This is a genomic window from Paenibacillus mellifer (assembly GCF_023195895.1).
Classification (GTDB): Bacteria; Bacillota; Bacilli; order Paenibacillales; family Paenibacillaceae; genus Fontibacillus; species Fontibacillus mellifer.
Window position 1 is genome coordinate 151224 of sequence record NZ_JALPRK010000009.1, and the last position, 16513, is coordinate 167736.

Consider the following 16513-nt stretch of genomic DNA (forward strand, 5'->3'; position numbering starts at 1 on the left):
TCAATCCCCCCCCATTTCTCCGGATTCATACATGATGCAAGTTAGGGCGGCCATCGCGGCCGTTTCGGTACGTAGAATACGCCGGCCTAAACCAACGGATACTGCACCGGCGGCTTCGGCTTCCCGTACTTCAGCTTCGGTAAAGCCGCCTTCGGGTCCGACCACAACGGCAACGTTGACCTTTGTATCAGGCGTAAGCTCCGCGACGAATGGCTTCAACACGTCCCGTAGCTGTCGGCCGTCTTCTTTCTCATAACATAAGCATACCAGATCGTAACCCGGCAACGCGGCCAGCAGTTCTTCCCATTTGACCGAAAGCTCGACAACCGGAATTATGCTGCGATGCGCCTGTTCGGCGGCTTCTTTGGCGATTTTCTGCCAGCGGGCGAGACGTTTCTCTTCCTTCTTGCTATCGTATTGCACCACCGTACGTTCAGATAGAAAAGGAAGGAAAGATGCGGCTCCAATCTCCGTGCACTTCTGGATCACCGTTTCCATCTTGTCGCCTTTCGGCAAGCTCTGAGCCACGGTCACCTGCAGCCACGGTTCTCCCGATGCCGCCAGTACCTCTATAATAGTCGCAGTTACTTGCTGCGGCTCGATGAATGAAATTTCCGCGAGGACTTCACGAGAACTCCCGTCACTCACGATCAACTTATCGCCAGGCTTGGATCGCATCACCCTGCCGATATGGCGGGCATCCTCGCCGACAATGGTCACTTCCCGATCGTCAAATTGCACGGGCTCTACAAAATAACGCTGCATCTTATCATCCTCATCGTTCAATCATGGTTCAAAATCACCAAACTACATCATACAACTTTTGATATCCCGTTTCCAGTCCTTCTTCCCGCCCTATGCGCCAAACATGGCAAGGAACAGATGGGCGAACTGGAAGTAGATCGCCTCAGCCGCATGATATAGCGGTGAAATCGTATACCGCTGCATTCCTGGAACGATCAGGATCACCAGAAAGATCAGCACCGACCACTGCTCATATTGCTGCAGTTTGCCCAGCATACGACGCGGTACAACATCCTCCAAGATCCGATAGCCGTCCAGAGGGGGTAAAGGAATCAGGTTGAATAAAAATAAGAAAAAGTTCATTACGGTAAACAGATTAAAGAAAATTAATACGGCCTGGAACAGCTTCTCGTTCGTTATTGAATCCAGTACGCCAAATTGGGCAAGCATCACGTATACCAGAGTCCCGAGGACGCCGAGCAGTAAATTGCTGAGCGGTCCCGCAACCGATACGATTACACCCATTAAGCGCGGCTTGCTGAAGTTGTCGCGGTTCACCGGCACAGGCCGGGCCCAACCGAAGCCGGCAATCAGGAGCAGAATAATGCCCAGCAGATCGAAGTGGACCGCCGGATTCAACGTAACGCGTCCCAGCAGCTTGGCGGTAGGGTCACCGAATTTATTGGCAAAATAAGCGTGCGAAAATTCATGCAGCGTAAAAGCGATCACCAAGGTGATCAAATAAAACGGGAGCTGGTCCAGCGGGACCCGCAATATTTGGTCTAACCATTCCATAAATTGTTACCTCTTTCTCGCCACAAAAGCAACCCAATCCTCATCCCGGGCCGTCCGTTCCAGTTCGAAACCCGCGGCAATCAGCGCTTCTTGTACGGCTTGTTCTTTATTCTTATAAATACCCGATGCGATATAATAACCGCCGGACTCTAGTGCTTGGTATACATCCTCGATAAACAGCAAGATAATCTCTGCCAAAATGTTGGCCACGACCACCCGCACCGGCAGCTTGACCTGAACATCGGCGCTGCCTTCGCCTTTAAGGACAGACAACAGATCGCTTTCCACCACCTGGATTTGGTTCTCCAGACCGTTCAGCCGCGTGTTCTCCGTTGCACTGGACACGGCCACGGGGTCCAGATCAAGCGCCAGCACCTTGGACGCGCCAAGCCGGCAGGCTCCGATTGCCAGGATGCCCGATCCTGTACCAACATCAATCACTTCGTCCCCATCTTGAATGATGCTCTCAAGCGTGCGCAAGCATAATGACGTCGTTGGATGGGTACCCGTGCCAAACGCCATTCCGGGATCCAGTTCAATGATCTGCTCGCCAGGCCCTGGCGTATAATCTTCCCATGTTGGTTTGATCGTCAGCTTCTCGGATACCCGCAGCGGCTTAAAGTATTGCTTCCAGTTGTTAGCCCAGTCGTCCTCACTTACATCCCTTACACTGATGCCCGCATCTCCGGGATCGATATCATAGCTCTTAAGCTCTTCGATACGTGTCCGGACTTCGACGATCACTTCTTCGATATTTAATCCTTCCGGAAAATACCCGCTGATTTTAGCTTCCCCTTCGGGAATATCGTTAGGTGGAATTTCGAACCATTGCCCCAGCGAAGTATCGCGAGGTTTATCGTTATCGACATGCTCTTCAATGGTCACCCCGCCTGCACCCGCTTCGTGCAGGAAGTTGGAAACCATCTCCACCGCTTCTTCCGTCGTATGTATAGTTATTTCCTTCCAAATCATCGTATGATTTCCTCCTTGACTAACATGCATAAGTTTTATTGTACTATAGAATAAAGAACGTGACAAAACAAAACGGAGGAGCCTCGATAAAGGTTCCCCCGCCTGCCGTTACCGTTACAATTTGTATTGTCCCTGCTGGCGAGCGTCTGCTCGTTCGCTGCGCTCCAGTGCTTCCCAGTCCTCCTGATCGGCTAAATCCTCGGCAAACTCTACATCGTTGTTATGTCCGATCGGTAGATTCTTTCCATTGGCGGAAACTCGCTTTGTTCGCCGATCCTCCTGATTTTGACTCATCTCATTGTTCATCTCCTTTAGGTTAAAAATGCTCATTCGCTAAATCAAGCCGCCCGATTCCTCAATAATTCGAAGCGCCTGATGGTGTATCGATTCATCGACAACGGCGGTCAGCAGGATATCATGGCCGGTTGGGCCGCCTTGTCCCCCATGGCTAAGTCCGCTGGCTGCCGGATCCGCAGCCGCCAGAATGCCCGCCGAACGGTTGGTGATCGCCGCATCCTGGGTAATCGCCGCTAAGCTGGATATGCTCCCCGTTACTGGGTTCATCGGATCGTAACCTTCGCCGGCATAACGGCTGAAGCGGTCGATCGACATATCCTCCACCCGCAGTGCACTTAATTTACGGGCCACCCCTTCGGCTTCCTCCGGGCTTTTGAAATAGGCCAAAATATTCTTCTCAGCCATTCTTCCTCCCTGCCTTTCGTTTTACGCTTCAATGAAACTGCACCCTTCACAGCCCATTATTCCGTAGGATGTAATCTTGGCCTTGGCTTTATACAAATTTTGTTCCTGGCTAGTTTATTTAAAATTTGAAACGACAGACAGACTTGTCCGTATTACTTGCGAGGGAACAGAACATACTTACTTGCATAGGAGGGTTCATGCACCATGTTAAAAAGAATAATGCTGCTCATGATGGTCTTTACCGTCTTCTTCACCTTCACCGCCCCGGACTTTGCCGACGCAAGACGCGGCGGAGGGTTCAAATCCGGGCCGCGCACCTATAAACCAACTCCGAAGAAGCCGGCGCAAAGCGATTACCAGAATACGACGGGCAATCGAACGGGAGCTACGACAGGGACCCCAACGACGAACCGGGGATTCTTCAGCGGCGGCAGCTTTATGCGCGGGATGATGATCGGCGGTTTTGCCGGCCTGTTGTTCGGCGGATTGTTTGGCAATATGGGCTTCTTTGGCAACCTGTTAGGGTTAGCCGTAAACCTATTGGCCATCTATGTCATTATTATCGCCGTCATGGCCTTGTATCGGCGGTTTAAGAAGCGGCCGCGCCACGATGATTACCGGGGCGGAGGCCGATATTAAACCATGATCCTCGGGATGGACGAGATCATTAACGCGATTTGCCTGCATACCGCTGAACGGACATCCGTCCGACCCACCGACGTGACGGTGGAACTCAGTTGGGATGAAGATACCGGTTATACCGGCGAGGTTTGGGTTAACGGTCGCAGCCGGTATATCATCGAATCGAACATCATGGAAGCGATCATGGTGTACGTTCATCGGGAATATGGGATGCGGGTGTTCCGGGAAGATATCCGCCTGGTATTGGAGGAAGAAATCATGGCAGAGATCCAAAACCCATAGCAAAAAAAGCGCGAACCGAGTTGGAATCCTCGGTTCGCGCTTTTTCATTGGGGATCAGTCCCCGCGAAATGCTCGTTTCATTCGGTCAAAGAAAGATTGTTCGTGCTCGTGTGTCAGTTCGCCGTCCAGCGATGCGAATTGGCGCAGCAATTCCTTCTGCTCGTCACTCAGCTTGCTTGGCGTTACGATGACCACTTTCACGTGCTGATCTCCCTGGCCAATCCCGCGCAGACGCGGAACCCCTTTGCCTTTCAAGCGGAAATAGGTTCCGGTTTGCGTTCCGGCCGGAATTTTCAGCTTCACCTTCTCCGTCAGCGTCGGAATTTCAATCTCATCGCCAAGCGCAGCTTGAGCGAACGTTAACGGAACTTCGCAATAGATATCGTCGCCTTCGCGTTCAAAGAAATCATGTGTTTTCACGCGGATAACGATGTACAGGTCACCGGCAGGACCGCCGCGAAGTCCGCCTTCGCCTTCCCCAGACATCCGCAATTGCGCCCCGTCATCAACCCCGGCAGGAATGCGCACATGAATTTTACGCTGTTTTTTCACTTTACCGCTGCCGGCGCAGGTCGAACATTTTTCCTTGATGATTTGACCTTTGCCGCCGCAGTTGCTGCAGGCCCGCCGATTAACCATACGGCCAAACGGTGTGTTCTGTACGACTTCCTGCTGCCCAGTACCATGGCACACGGAGCAAGTAACCGGCTTCGTTCCGGGTTTGGCCCCAGTGCCAAAGCAAGTGTCGCAGTTTTCAGTGCGTGGAATCGTAATGTCCGTTTCCTTGCCAAACACCGCTTCTTTGAATTCGATCGTCATCGTATATTGCAAATCATTGCCGCGCTGCGGAGCATTAGGATCACGCCGACCGCCTCCACCGCCGCCGAAGAACATATCGAAGATATCCCCAAAGCCGCCAAAATCCCCGCCGGAAAAGCCGCCGCCCATCCCTTGATTCGGATCAACATGGCCATATTGGTCATAACGCGCACGTTTCTCTGAATCACTCAGGACGTCATACGCTTCTTTAACTTCTTTAAATTTCGCTTCCGCATCCTCCGCTTTATTGACGTCCGGGTGATACTGCCGGGCCAACTTGCGGTAAGCTTTTTTGATTTCCTCGTCGGATGCGGTTTTACCGAGGCCCAGCACCTCGTAGTAATCGCGTTTTTCTGCCATTCTTCCACCCCCGTCTTGTCGTCTTTTGATCACGAAGTAAATCGAGAAGCTAATTCGACATCGAATCTTGAATTTTCACACTAATCGGCAAAAGGAAAGTCAAAGCGCGGAAGCAGCCCGCACTTTGACCTTCCCGGTTGCAAAGTCTATTCACCAGACTCAAACTGCTCTGTGAGTCATCTTAGCTTTGTTTCTTGTCTTCGTCAACAACTTCATAGTCGGCGTCCACGACGTTATCGCGGGTTTGACCGCCGGCAGATTCGGCTGCACCTTCCGCTCCGGCTGCCTGCGAAGCTTGCTCATACAGCTTCACGGACAATTGCTGAACGATCTCGGTCAATTTCTCCGAAGCCGCATTGATTTGCTCCAGATCGTCACTTTCCAGCGCTTTCTTCAGCTCTTCTTTGGCCGCATTGGCTTTGTCGGTTTCGGCTGCGTCTACTTTGTCGCCCAACTCTTTCAACGTCTTGTCAACGCTGTAGATCAATTGGTCGCCGTTGTTCTTCGCTTCAACCAGCTCTTTGCGTTTCTTGTCTTCTTCTGCATGCAGCTCGGCGTCTTTCATCATCTTCTCGACTTCCTCGTCGCTCAAGCCGCTGGAAGAAGTGATTGTGATTTTCTGACTCTTGCCGGTGCCTTTATCTGTTGCCGATACGTTTACGATCCCGTTCGCATCGATGTCGAAAGTCACTTCGATTTGCGGTACGCCGCGTGGTGCGAGTGGAATGTCACCCAGCATGAAACGTCCCAGCGTTTTGTTGCCGGCCGCCATCTCCCGTTCCCCTTGCAGGACGTGGATTTCTACGCTTGGCTGGTTGTCGGCATAGGTGGAAAATACTTGCGATTTACTTGTCGGAATCGTCGTATTCCGTTCAATCATCTTCGTAAATACGCCGCCGGCCGTTTCGATCCCCAGCGAAAGCGGAGTCACGTCGAGCAATACGACGTCTTTGACATCGCCCGTCAGCACGCCTGCTTGCACCGCTGCGCCAAGTGCTACAACTTCGTCCGGGTTCACGCCTTTGTGCGGTTCTTTGCCGGTCAATTTCTTGATCGCTTCCTGAACAGCTGGAATCCGCGTGGAGCCGCCGACAAGGACGATCCGATCGATATCCGCAGGCGTCATCCCCGCATCGCTTAATGCGCGGCGAGTTGGGCCAAGCGTACGCTCTACGAGATCCGCGCTTAATTCTTCAAATTTCGCGCGAGTAAGATTGACTTCAAGGTGCTGCGGCACGCCGTCAACTACGGTGATGAACGGCAGAGAAATCGTCGTGGTTAATACCCCGGACAATTCTTTCTTCGCTTTCTCCGCGGCATCCTTCAAACGTTGCACGGCCGCTTTATCTCTGCTCAGATCAATCCCTTGATCCTTCTTGAATTCAGCCACTAAGTAATCGATGATCTTCTGGTCGAAGTCATCGCCGCCGAGATGGTTATCCCCGCTGGTCGCCTTTACTTCGAAGAAGCCGTCGCCCAACTCAAGGATGGATACGTCGAACGTCCCGCCGCCGAGGTCATAGACGAGAATCGTTTGATCTTCCGCTTTTTCCAGGCCATAAGCCAAAGCAGCCGCAGTTGGTTCGTTGACGATCCGCAGCACTTCAAGACCTGCAATTTTGCCGGCGTCTTTGGTCGCTTGACGTTGGCTGTCATTAAAATAAGCCGGAACTGTGATTACCGCTTGGGTCACCGTTTGGCCCAAATAGGCTTCTGCGTCGGATTTCAGCTTCTGCAGAATGATTGCGGAAATTTCCTGCGGCGTGAAATCTTTACCGTCGATCGATTCTTTATGGTTTGTACCCATATGCCGTTTAATCGAAATGATCGTACGATCCGGATTGGTGATGGCTTGACGTTTAGCCGTTTCCCCGACGATCCGTTCACCGTCTTTCTTAAAACCTACGACAGAGGGAGTCGTACGCGCGCCTTCCGGGTTGGGAATGACGACCGCTTCGCCGCCTTCCATTACTGCTACGCAGGAGTTGGTTGTTCCTAAGTCAATACCGATTACTTTGCTCATTACGTTATGTCCTCCTTAATAGGTTAAATCATCTAAGATCACAAAGCTGGCCAGAGAGATTAGCCGCTAACTTTGACCATCGCCGGGCGCAGTACCTTATCTTTCAATAGATAACCTTTCTGCACCACTTCTACGACGATGCCCTCTTCATGCTCATCGGATTCCACTTGCATAATCGCTTGGTGGAATTCAGGGTTAAACGGCTGTCCTTCCGCTTCCATTGGTGTCAGACCTTCCGTCTTAAGCACACCTTCCAGCTGACGGAAGATCATCTCCACTCCCTTAATGTAGGAATTGGCGTCTGTGCTCTCCCCAGCCGTGCTGAGTGCACGTTCAAAGTTGTCGATCACTGGCAGCAGCTCGGTAATCAACTTGGCGGAAGCGTATTTCCCTAACTCTTCCTTCTCCTTGACCGTACGACGACGGAAGTTATCGAAATCGGCCTGCGTTCTTAGCAGCCGCTGCTGGTAATCCTCACTCTCTGCGCGCAGCTTCTCCAGCTCGGCGGAAGCGCCAGCTTCTGCGGTAACCTCTTCTGTCACACCCTTCGGTTCCTGGGTAACTTCCTCCTGCCTCGGTTCCGGTTCCGGGGTTTGTTGCAAGTCCTCTTGCACGTTATCGTTCATGTTCATTTCTTCCTCTACATTATGATTGATGTTGTCTTGAATCGGCTGTGATTCCTTCAAGATGCTCGCCTCCTTAACATGCAGCTAGATCCATCGTTCATGCATGTTACGGCATCCGGGTTAGAAATTTACTCAAGTCCCTCGATAAAATCTCTAAAATCCGGATGACCCTGGCGTATTCCATCCGTGTCGGTCCCAGGATGCCGATCGTTCCAACCGCTTCACCTTCCAATTGATAGGTTGCCGTGATGAGACTACAGTTGGCGAACGCCACATGGTCGTTCTCGGTACCGATGCGCACCTGGATCCCGGAACCTGCCGCCGAGGAGATCATTTTCGTCAAGGTTGGCGTCTCCTCCAACAAATCCAAGATTCCCTTCACCTTGTCGACGTCGCGGAACTCCGGCTGCGTTAGCATGTTCGTCGCCCCGCTTAGGAAGAGACGTTGCGCATCCGTTCCGGCGTCGAGTGCTTGATCTAAGACCTTCATCAGTTCTTCAAAATGCTCGATGTGCCGCTGCATCTCTTGACCGATCTCGTTATACAAGGCGGACTTGAGCTTGTAAATCGGCACGCCGGTGAGCTTGCGGTTCAACAGGTTGACCACCCGTTCCATCTCTGAAACAGACAAGCCAGCCGGGACGGATATCGTCTTGTTCTCCACTTGTCCCGTATTCGTCACGACGATGGCAACCGCCGTCGTCTCATTCAACGGCAATAGCTGAAAATGCCGCAAAGACGTATGAAAAACTTCCGGCCCAAGCAGGATGGAAGTATAGTTAGTCATTTGGGAAAGTATCGTACCGGCATGTTGAATCATTTGTTCGGTTGCGTTCAGCTTCTCCGCGAAAAACGCTTTTAACGTTGTCAATTCATCGTTCGTTAGCAAATTTAGCGGTGTCAGGTGATCCACATAGTAGCGGTATCCCTTATGAGAAGGAATTCGCCCCGCCGACGTATGCGGCTGCTCCAAAAAACCGAGCTCCTCCAAATCGGCCATTTCATTGCGAATCGTCGCCGGGCTGTACCCGACATCGCCCCGCTTCGAAATGCTTCGGGATCCCACAGGCTCCGCCGAGCGAATATAATCGTCAACAATAGCTGTTAAAATCATTCTTTGGCGTTCCGTTAACATGGCAATCCCTCCTGAGTACCCTCGATTTTTCGGTTCGTTAGCACTCAATGTCGTAGAGTGCTAATTACTAATACAAAAATACCAAACCGACCTGACGATTGTCAAGTCAGTCCAGTATCTTAAGAACCGCGATTTCATCGCAGCAATGCTGCTTCGCACAATTCACGCAGTCGGTCCACACTTTCTCCGGAAAGATCTCTTTATCAACGACCGCAAACCCGTTTTTCACGAAAAAGGAAACCTCATACGTGAGCGCCATCACCTTGGGGATTGCTTGTCTCCGCGCCTCTTCTACCAATTGCTCGACGAGCATGGATCCCAGCCCTTTGCCTTTGTGGCCTTCGGCAATCCCAAGCGAACGGATCTCAACTAGTTCCTCACCCAGCTTACACAGCGATCCGCAGCCGACAACCTCGCCATCCACTTCCGCGACGACGAAATCCTTGACCTGACGCTCCAGCACCGCCCGCGAACGCGGCAGCATGATTCCCCGCCGGGCATACCCCTCAATCATGTTATATAATGGCTCGACGTCCGCTAAGTTAGCCTTCCTGCACACAGCAACCGCTGGCATGCTGATTTCCCCCTCGATCACAAATAATATGAATAAATATACATTATACGGTATAAAACTTCAAGAAAAATGTTTCACCGTCATGTCACGTTCAAAGTATATTCAGGGGAATGCAAAAAAGCAGCTTAGCCACTTCGTAAATGAAGTGCTAGCTGCTTGAAATCCTCAGTCCTTATACGGTTAATATGCCGATAAACTCGGCAAATACCTCGTTTCCGAACAATACGCCTTGCTTGCTCAACCGGTAGCCTTCTCCATCTTCATGGGTCTCCAGCAAACCGGCGCTAAGCATTTTATTGAGCGGCTGGGCAAACACGTCGTCCAGCTCTTCGTCAAATTGCTTGCGGAAGTCCGCCTTGCGGATGCCGTCCAACATGCGAAGGCCTACCATCACGAAATCCTCCATCGCCTCTTCCCGGGACACGCCAAACTGTTCGAGACGCGGGAGGCCTGCCTTTGCCGCTTCCACGTAAGGGTTAACGCCTTTGATATTGACGTGACGCTGACGGCCAACATAACCGTGGGCGCCGGCACCGAGACCATAATAATCTTCATTCTTCCAATAAGTAATGTTATGCCGGCTGGCCAAACCCGGTTTCGCAAAGTTACTAATCTCGTATTGCTTATATCCAGCCTGCTGCATCCGTTCCATCAGCAGCAGATACATGTTCAGTTCCTCTTCCTCACTGGGGAGCGGAAGCTGATTTTTGTGATACAGCGTATGGAACAACGTGTTCTCTTCGACCTTCAAGCTGTAGATCGAATAATGGGGCAGCCCGAGTTCCAGCGCCCGAGAAACGCTATAATTCAGCATCTCAACAGTCTGATTCGGCAGTCCAAACATCAAGTCGATGGACAGATTGTTAAGTCCGACGGCGCGCGCATTGTCCAGGCTCCGGTAAACGTCGTCCGTGTTATGAATCCGGCCGATACCGCTTAACAGTTCATTCTGGAACGCCTGCACGCCGAAGCTGACCCGGTTCACACCGCCGTCTTTCATGACCGTCATTTTGTCCAAGTCTGTCGTTCCCGGGTTGGCTTCCATCGTAAATTCAATATCGCTGGACCAATGGGGGAAATGGCGTCTGACCGATGCCAGGAAGAACTCCATTTCTTGCGGATTGAGCACAGTTGGCGTGCCGCCGCCGACGAAGATACTGCGGATTTCACCCGGTGGGGTCTGCTGAACCGTAAGCTCCATTTCCCGGTCCAAGGCACGCAAATAATCCATCACCGGTTGATCTTTTAAAACGTAGGAATTGAAATCGCAATAAAAGCACTTGTTTGTGCAAAACGGGATATGGATATATACGGCTTGCGGCGCACGGGATCGTTCCGCTTTCACCTGATCGCTGCTTGCCGCTGGGTTATGGATCGGCACTCCCTGCCCTGATAGGTTTGTCGTTTGGTTCACGGTCATGCCCTCCTCCGATATTTTCATGATTAATAGTAGAAAGGAAAGCCTGACGGCTTTCCTTCATCAAACGATTTACATTTCTTAATTGTCGTCGATTTTCAGTACTGCCATAAACGCTTCCTGCGGCACCTCGACATTGCCGACCTGCTTCATCCGCTTCTTGCCTTCCTTCTGCTTCTCCAGCAGCTTGCGTTTCCGCGAGATATCGCCGCCGTAACACTTGGCAAGAACGTTCTTGCGCATCGCCTTCACGGTTTCGCGGGCGATAACCTTCTGCCCGATCGAGGCCTGAATCGGCACTTCAAACATTTGGCGCGGGATCAGCTCACGCAGCTTCTCGCATATGATCCGGCCGCGGTGGTAGGCACGTTCCCGGTGGACGATAAAAGACAAGGCGTCGACCTGCTCTCCGTTCAAGAGGATGTCCATCTTCACCAGGTTCGATTGACGATAACCCGACAGTTCATAATCGAAAGAAGCGTACCCCTTCGTACTCGATTTCAATTGATCGAAGAAGTCATATACAATCTCCGACAATGGTACCTGGTACGTAATCGTCACACGGGTCGTATCGAGGTATTCCATATTCACGAACTCGCCGCGTTTGCTTTGGCACAGTTCCATGACGGTTCCCACATAATCATTGGGTACGATGATCGCCGCTTTGACGTAAGGCTCCTCGACATAGTCGATTTTGCCGACCTCCGGATAGTTGGACGGGTTGTCGATGGAGATCGTCTCCCCGTTCGTCAGCGTTACTTTGTAAATAACGCTTGGCGCCGTCGTAATCAGTGGAATGTTAAACTCCCGTTCAATTCGTTCTTGAATGACGTCCATGTGCAACAATCCCAAGAAGCCGCAGCGGAAACCGAAGCCCAGCGCGCTTGAGGTTTCCGGTTCGAAGCTCAGCGAAGCGTCGTTCAGCTGCAGCTTCTCCAGCGCTTCGCGCAGGTCGTTGTAATCCGACGTTTCGATCGGATACAAACCGCAGTAGACCATCGGGTTAATCTTACGGTAACCCGGAAGCGGTTCGGCTGTCGGATGCTTCGCATCCGTGACGGTATCCCCGACGCGAGTGTCGCCGACCGTCTTGATGCCGGCAACGATAAAGCCGACATCGCCGACATTCAGCTCGTCCACGATCGTCATCCGCGGTTTAAAGGCCCCCACTTCGATAACCTCAAACGTTTTTTCCGTCGCCATCATTTTGATTTTTGAGCCGGCTTTGATCTGTCCGTCAATGACTCGCACGTATACGATTACACCCTTGTAAGGGTCATAATGCGAGTCGAAAATCAACGCCTTCAGCGGCTGATCCGGGTCACCCGTTGGCGCAGGCACCTTCTGTACGACCTGCTCCAGAATCTCCTTAATCCCGATCCCCGCTTTGGCGGAGGCATGTACCGCTTCGCTGGCATCCAGTCCGATGACATCTTCAATCTCCTGCTTCACCCGATCGGGATCGGCGCTTGGCAAGTCGATCTTGTTAATGACCGGCAAAATCTCCAGATTGTTATCCAGCGCCAGATAAACGTTAGCCAACGTTTGCGCCTCGATCCCCTGAGCGGCGTCCACTACCAGCAAGGCTCCTTCGCATGCGGCCAAGCTGCGGGAGACCTCGTAGGTGAAATCGACGTGTCCCGGCGTATCGATGAGGTTCAGTAAATACTCCTCGCCGTCGTCGGCACGGTAGGTCAGGCGGACCGCCTGAAGCTTGATCGTGATGCCGCGTTCACGTTCCAAATCCATCTGATCAAGAACCTGCTCCTGCATTTCCCGTGTTGTCAGCGCCCCGGTATACTCCAGAATTCGGTCGGCTAATGTCGATTTGCCATGGTCTATATGTGCAATAATACAGAAATTGCGAATATTCGCTTGTCTAGCTCTGATATCTGTCATCCTTACCCCCACCACAAATCATCGAAGTCATACAATCAATTTATTATATCAGTTGCAAGGGCAGGCAGCAATCACAGCGAGATAAATTCGTCTACCCCGCCGCGACGACGGTCGATCCCTATGTGTTAAACACACCGGAGGATCCGCTGCGCTCCTAAGCCTGCGTACAGCAGCGAATCCATTGGTTGAACGAAACGAGCATTTTCTAAACAGATGCCTGTATAAATTAAAGAGTGAACGGCAAGGGGATGATCCCTTGCTCGTTCGCTCTTTTGGGTTGTTCTCGTATGAAAGGCAGCGGCGGTGAGCGCCTTCTATCGCCCGGTCTGTTGTGGCTCGGCGGTAGAGTCCCGATACACGGTCTCGACGGAGATCATGATTTTCTCCTGGGGCGCATCCGGATGCGCGAGCCGATCCACCAGCTTTCTCACCGCACGCTGGCCAAGGTCTTCCTTCGGCACATGGATGGTCGTAATCGCAGGCGTGTTGCGGGCTGCGTCTTCGATATTATCAAACCCGCTGACAACAAGGTCCCCAGGTACGTTTACGCCGATCTCGCTTAAGACGGTGCAGGCATGGATGGCGATGGAATCATTCGCGCACACGAGCGCCGTCGGGAGTGCCCCTGTCTTTCTCCGCCGTTCCAGCCACCCGTGCATCTCGTCCCCGTAAGCCCCGGTATCGATGCCTTCCAGCTGCAGCATCGGATCATCCGAGGATTGCGGCGTCAAGCCGTACTCCTCCAAAGCACTGCGATAACCGATCCAGCGATCACGGAAGCTGCGGGAGAACGCCGAATTCCCCAAGAAGTGCAGTTCCCGGTGCCCCAGTCCGATCAAATGGGTGGTCAGGCGGGCCATTCCGTCAAGGTTGTTCGCAAAAACCGTATCGCTGGGAATCAGCGGGTCCTCATGATCGACAAGTACCATCGGCAGCCCGATCCGGTGCACCTCCAGCAGGAACGAGGTAGCGATCTGCCCGACTCCGATCATCCCCAGAATGCCATCCGGATTGAGGATATTGATGAAATTGTCGCCCCGGGGTTCCGATACGATGATCATCCCTAGCTGCTGCACCTCAAGTTCCCGGGAGATGCCCTCCAGCAACCGTCCCCAATATAGCGACTCCTTATTCTGAAACCGGATATTAGGCATCAGCACCAAGACCGACTGCTTGCCGGCCGGCGCCGGCAGCGTGGTTCCTGAGGGAATGACGTTCTTGACATAGCCGTTCTTCTGATTAAAATAACCGAGCCGGGAAGCGGCTTGAATAACCCGCTCTCGGGTCTGTTCGTTGACGCCTCCCTTGCCGGACAATGCCTTGGATACAACGAATTTCGAAACGCCCAGGTGATCGGCGATTTGCTGCATCGTGATTTTCTTCAAGAATTCTAACCTCCGAAATAACGTATAACGAACGGATTCATAACAATCTAACAATAGTATAACAAATCCACCATTCGCTATAAATCGTTATTTCATTCCCCGGGGCCAAACAGAGAGGCTACCCAATGAATGCTTTTCTGCGAAGCCTGCTGCAGTAAATGGGCCGCTTTGTCGGCAAAGCGGTCGACGGCCGGTGGAGACGGCGGCGGCAGGAGCAAGTCGGCTGGCGTTTGCATGACCTGGCCGCCGGCAGCTGGGAGATTAGATCCATTAGCCGTCGCGCTCGGGGTGGTCGCTCCATTTTGGACCGTACCGTAGCTCGGGACCAAGGTGTACCCGCCAGTTGTCCCCTGTGGAGTTGCATTACCTTGGCCGGTTGTGGTCCATACGGGGGTGGTGGGGCCGGACGACCAGCCGTTGTTGTATTGCTGCTGCGGATACGCCCCCCCCATGGATTGTCCGTTAGCGCCTACTGTCGTCCCTCCGGTTTGAAAGCCGGGCCCGTACACCGACGTTGTTCCGCTTTCAGCGAGCTGCATCCCAAGCGTCACCCCTGCCGCCAGCAAAAGTCCGTATACCAAGGTTTTGCGCAACGTTTTCGCCATGTCCATCCCCCGTTTACTTCGTTAATAAAAACTCAAGATTTCTTGCTCGTATCTCCGGTTTTTGGTGAGCCCTTGCTCACTCCATTGTTTGTTTGGTTTGCGTTGGATGCGCCGCCGTTCGAGCCGCTTTTCGTGAGCTTGCCCGCTTTCTCCGCGTCCTGACCTTCCCAATACAGATCCGCCAAAATCCCAGCCAACACTTTCGCGGTGCTCTCCAGTTCTTCCTCGCTGTTGTCGATCCCGCCGATCTCGATCAGGACGCTGTTCGGCGACAACGACTGGTTGTACTCCCCATTGCCCTGGGAAGACGTCTTCCCCCATATCCCTCTGGAAATCCCGGGATACGCCTTCTCCAGCCGGTCATGGATCGAGCTGGCGAATCTCTCGTTCTCACGCCAGTTCTCATTGCCGTGCCCGATGATGAAATAAACCTGAGCATAATTGACACCGTCGATGGTTGTGGTCGTCTTATCGTGGCGTTGCGAGTCGCGGTGGATATCGATAAAATACTGCAGCTTGCCGTTTTCGGCCATCGCCTGCTTCACGGTCTCTCGTGAATATTTATATGAATAGTTGTAGTTGTAATTGCTCACCTTACCCGCATAATTTTCGAACGAGTGCAAGGCGGCGACCCCTTTTCGCTCGAGCTCCTGCGCTAGTGCCTCACCGACTAAACCTACGTTCTTCTTGTCTTCCGCCGAGCTCGGATTATCTACATTGGTGCCCAGCACCGGATTAAAAGATTCTTGCGGATGCGAATGATAGATCATCACGATGTTTTTGTTCCCCGGTTTGATCGAAGGATCTCCCTGATCCCCGGACGAACCGTCCGTCTTCCCGGGCTCCTGTTCTGGGGGCTTCGCTTCGCCCGAATCGGTACCGCCCGTCCCTGGGTCAACGCCATCCCCGCCTTCTACGGCATCCGGTTCCGGGTGATCCGGTGCGCTGCCATCCGCCCCTGTGCCTGGCCGGTAATCCTCAGGCGCTTGAGCAATACCATTGCCGGAGCCTGTGCGCAGCAGGATCGGACTGTCCGCGCCGAGGCCCGGTACTTCGCGGGCGACCAGACTCTTCGGATCGGATGGATTAACATCCGTTAACAGCTGAAAGACGAAATTCGTCATCTGCCGACCCGATATCGCCGGCATCTGCTTTTCGCTGGCCGCGTGCGGCAGCTCCATGCCAACCATATCCATGAAAAACCCGCTCGACAGCGAAGCCGCCAGCCCCTTCATCGAAGAAACCGGGGACGTATTGAGATTCTTCTCGGCAATGCCCAGCACCCCCAACATGACGAAAAAGATCACCGACATGACCGATAACAGCAAAAATGTGCGTCCAAGCGCCAACACATGCAGCAGATTCCGTCTCATTTTTCCTAGATTCCAAGCCTTGAATTTCATATGCGTTTCCTCCTCCAGCCGCTTTCGAACTATATTCCAAATCTATGAACCTAGTTCAAGAGCTAGAACCTCGAATTCTCACAAAAAAAAGAAATCCGCTAGATTCACGGATTTCTTGTGATTCGGGAGT

General features: G+C 52.6%; 17 protein-coding genes. 2 read left to right on the forward strand and 15 right to left on the reverse strand.

What is annotated here, in order from left to right; translation table 11 throughout:
* The 5 genes from M0651_RS12055 to M0651_RS12075 all read right to left on the reverse strand — a co-directional run bounded on the left by M0651_RS12055 (position 1) and on the right by M0651_RS12075 (position 3213).
* Positions 1-765: a 16S rRNA (uracil(1498)-N(3))-methyltransferase gene (locus tag M0651_RS12055; protein ID WP_248551987.1), complete on the reverse strand. Its 765-nt coding sequence runs from the start codon at positions 763-765 to the stop codon at positions 1-3.
* A 90-nt stretch (positions 766-855) separates the two neighbouring features.
* On the reverse strand, positions 856-1539 hold the full coding sequence (locus M0651_RS12060; RefSeq protein ID WP_248551988.1) for a site-2 protease family protein: 684 nt from the start codon (positions 1537-1539) through the stop codon (positions 856-858).
* A gap of 6 nt (positions 1540-1545) precedes the next feature.
* Positions 1546-2511, reverse strand: coding sequence for a 50S ribosomal protein L11 methyltransferase (gene prmA / locus M0651_RS12065; RefSeq protein ID WP_248551989.1), 966 nt, complete (start codon positions 2509-2511; stop codon positions 1546-1548).
* Between the two features lie 114 nt (positions 2512-2625).
* Positions 2626-2805, reverse strand: a complete 180-nt coding sequence (locus M0651_RS12070) for a YfhD family protein (protein ID WP_248551990.1) — start codon at positions 2803-2805, stop codon at positions 2626-2628.
* A gap of 39 nt (positions 2806-2844) precedes the next feature.
* Complete coding sequence (locus M0651_RS12075; protein ID WP_248551991.1) at positions 2845-3213, reverse strand: hypothetical protein; 369 nt, start codon at positions 3211-3213, stop codon at positions 2845-2847.
* A 204-nt stretch (positions 3214-3417) separates the two neighbouring features.
* Between M0651_RS12075 and M0651_RS12080 the strand changes: the two genes are divergently transcribed.
* Both M0651_RS12080 and M0651_RS12085 read left to right on the forward strand, forming a co-directional pair.
* Positions 3418-3852 (forward strand): hypothetical protein, encoded by a 435-nt coding sequence (locus M0651_RS12080; RefSeq protein WP_248551992.1) that lies wholly within the window; start codon positions 3418-3420, stop codon positions 3850-3852.
* A gap of 3 nt (positions 3853-3855) precedes the next feature.
* Positions 3856-4137 carry a DUF2653 family protein gene (locus M0651_RS12085; protein WP_248551993.1) on the forward strand — a complete coding sequence of 94 codons (282 nt, stop codon included), beginning with the start codon at positions 3856-3858 and terminating at the stop codon, positions 4135-4137.
* 54 nt (positions 4138-4191) lie between these two features.
* On the opposite strand, the gene dnaJ is transcribed toward M0651_RS12085, so the two are convergent.
* The 10 genes from dnaJ to M0651_RS12135 all read right to left on the reverse strand — a co-directional run bounded on the left by dnaJ (position 4192) and on the right by M0651_RS12135 (position 16383).
* Complete coding sequence (gene dnaJ, locus M0651_RS12090; protein WP_248551994.1) at positions 4192-5316, reverse strand: molecular chaperone DnaJ; 1125 nt, start codon at positions 5314-5316, stop codon at positions 4192-4194.
* A 181-nt stretch (positions 5317-5497) separates the two neighbouring features.
* On the reverse strand, positions 5498-7339 hold the full coding sequence (dnaK, locus tag M0651_RS12095) for a molecular chaperone DnaK (protein ID WP_248551995.1): 1842 nt from the start codon (positions 7337-7339) through the stop codon (positions 5498-5500).
* A 59-nt stretch (positions 7340-7398) separates the two neighbouring features.
* Entirely contained in the window at positions 7399-7971 is a 573-nt protein-coding gene (gene grpE / locus M0651_RS12100) for a nucleotide exchange factor GrpE (protein ID WP_372490943.1), read from the reverse strand.
* A 100-nt stretch (positions 7972-8071) separates the two neighbouring features.
* Positions 8072-9100 carry a heat-inducible transcriptional repressor HrcA gene (hrcA, locus tag M0651_RS12105; RefSeq protein ID WP_248551997.1) on the reverse strand — a complete coding sequence of 343 codons (1029 nt, stop codon included), beginning with the start codon at positions 9098-9100 and terminating at the stop codon, positions 8072-8074.
* Between the two features lie 106 nt (positions 9101-9206).
* The gene (locus M0651_RS12110; protein ID WP_248551998.1) at positions 9207-9674 is read right to left on the reverse strand and encodes an N-acetyltransferase; all 468 of its coding nucleotides are present in this window, start codon (positions 9672-9674) and stop codon (positions 9207-9209) included.
* 172 nt (positions 9675-9846) lie between these two features.
* Positions 9847-11019 (reverse strand): radical SAM family heme chaperone HemW, encoded by a 1173-nt coding sequence (gene hemW, locus M0651_RS12115; RefSeq protein WP_248552027.1) that lies wholly within the window; start codon positions 11017-11019, stop codon positions 9847-9849.
* 153 nt (positions 11020-11172) lie between these two features.
* Positions 11173-12990 (reverse strand): translation elongation factor 4, encoded by a 1818-nt coding sequence (lepA, locus tag M0651_RS12120; protein WP_248551999.1) that lies wholly within the window; start codon positions 12988-12990, stop codon positions 11173-11175.
* Between the two features lie 314 nt (positions 12991-13304).
* On the reverse strand, positions 13305-14375 hold the full coding sequence (locus M0651_RS12125) for a LacI family DNA-binding transcriptional regulator (RefSeq protein WP_248552000.1): 1071 nt from the start codon (positions 14373-14375) through the stop codon (positions 13305-13307).
* Between the two features lie 92 nt (positions 14376-14467).
* A complete protein-coding gene (locus M0651_RS12130; protein ID WP_248552001.1) occupies positions 14468-14980 on the reverse strand; it encodes a hypothetical protein in 513 nt (170 codons plus the stop codon).
* Positions 14981-15012: 32 nt separating this feature from the next.
* A complete protein-coding gene (locus tag M0651_RS12135) occupies positions 15013-16383 on the reverse strand; it encodes a stage II sporulation protein P (RefSeq protein ID WP_248552002.1) in 1371 nt (456 codons plus the stop codon).
* Positions 16384-16513 lie beyond the last annotated feature (130 nt).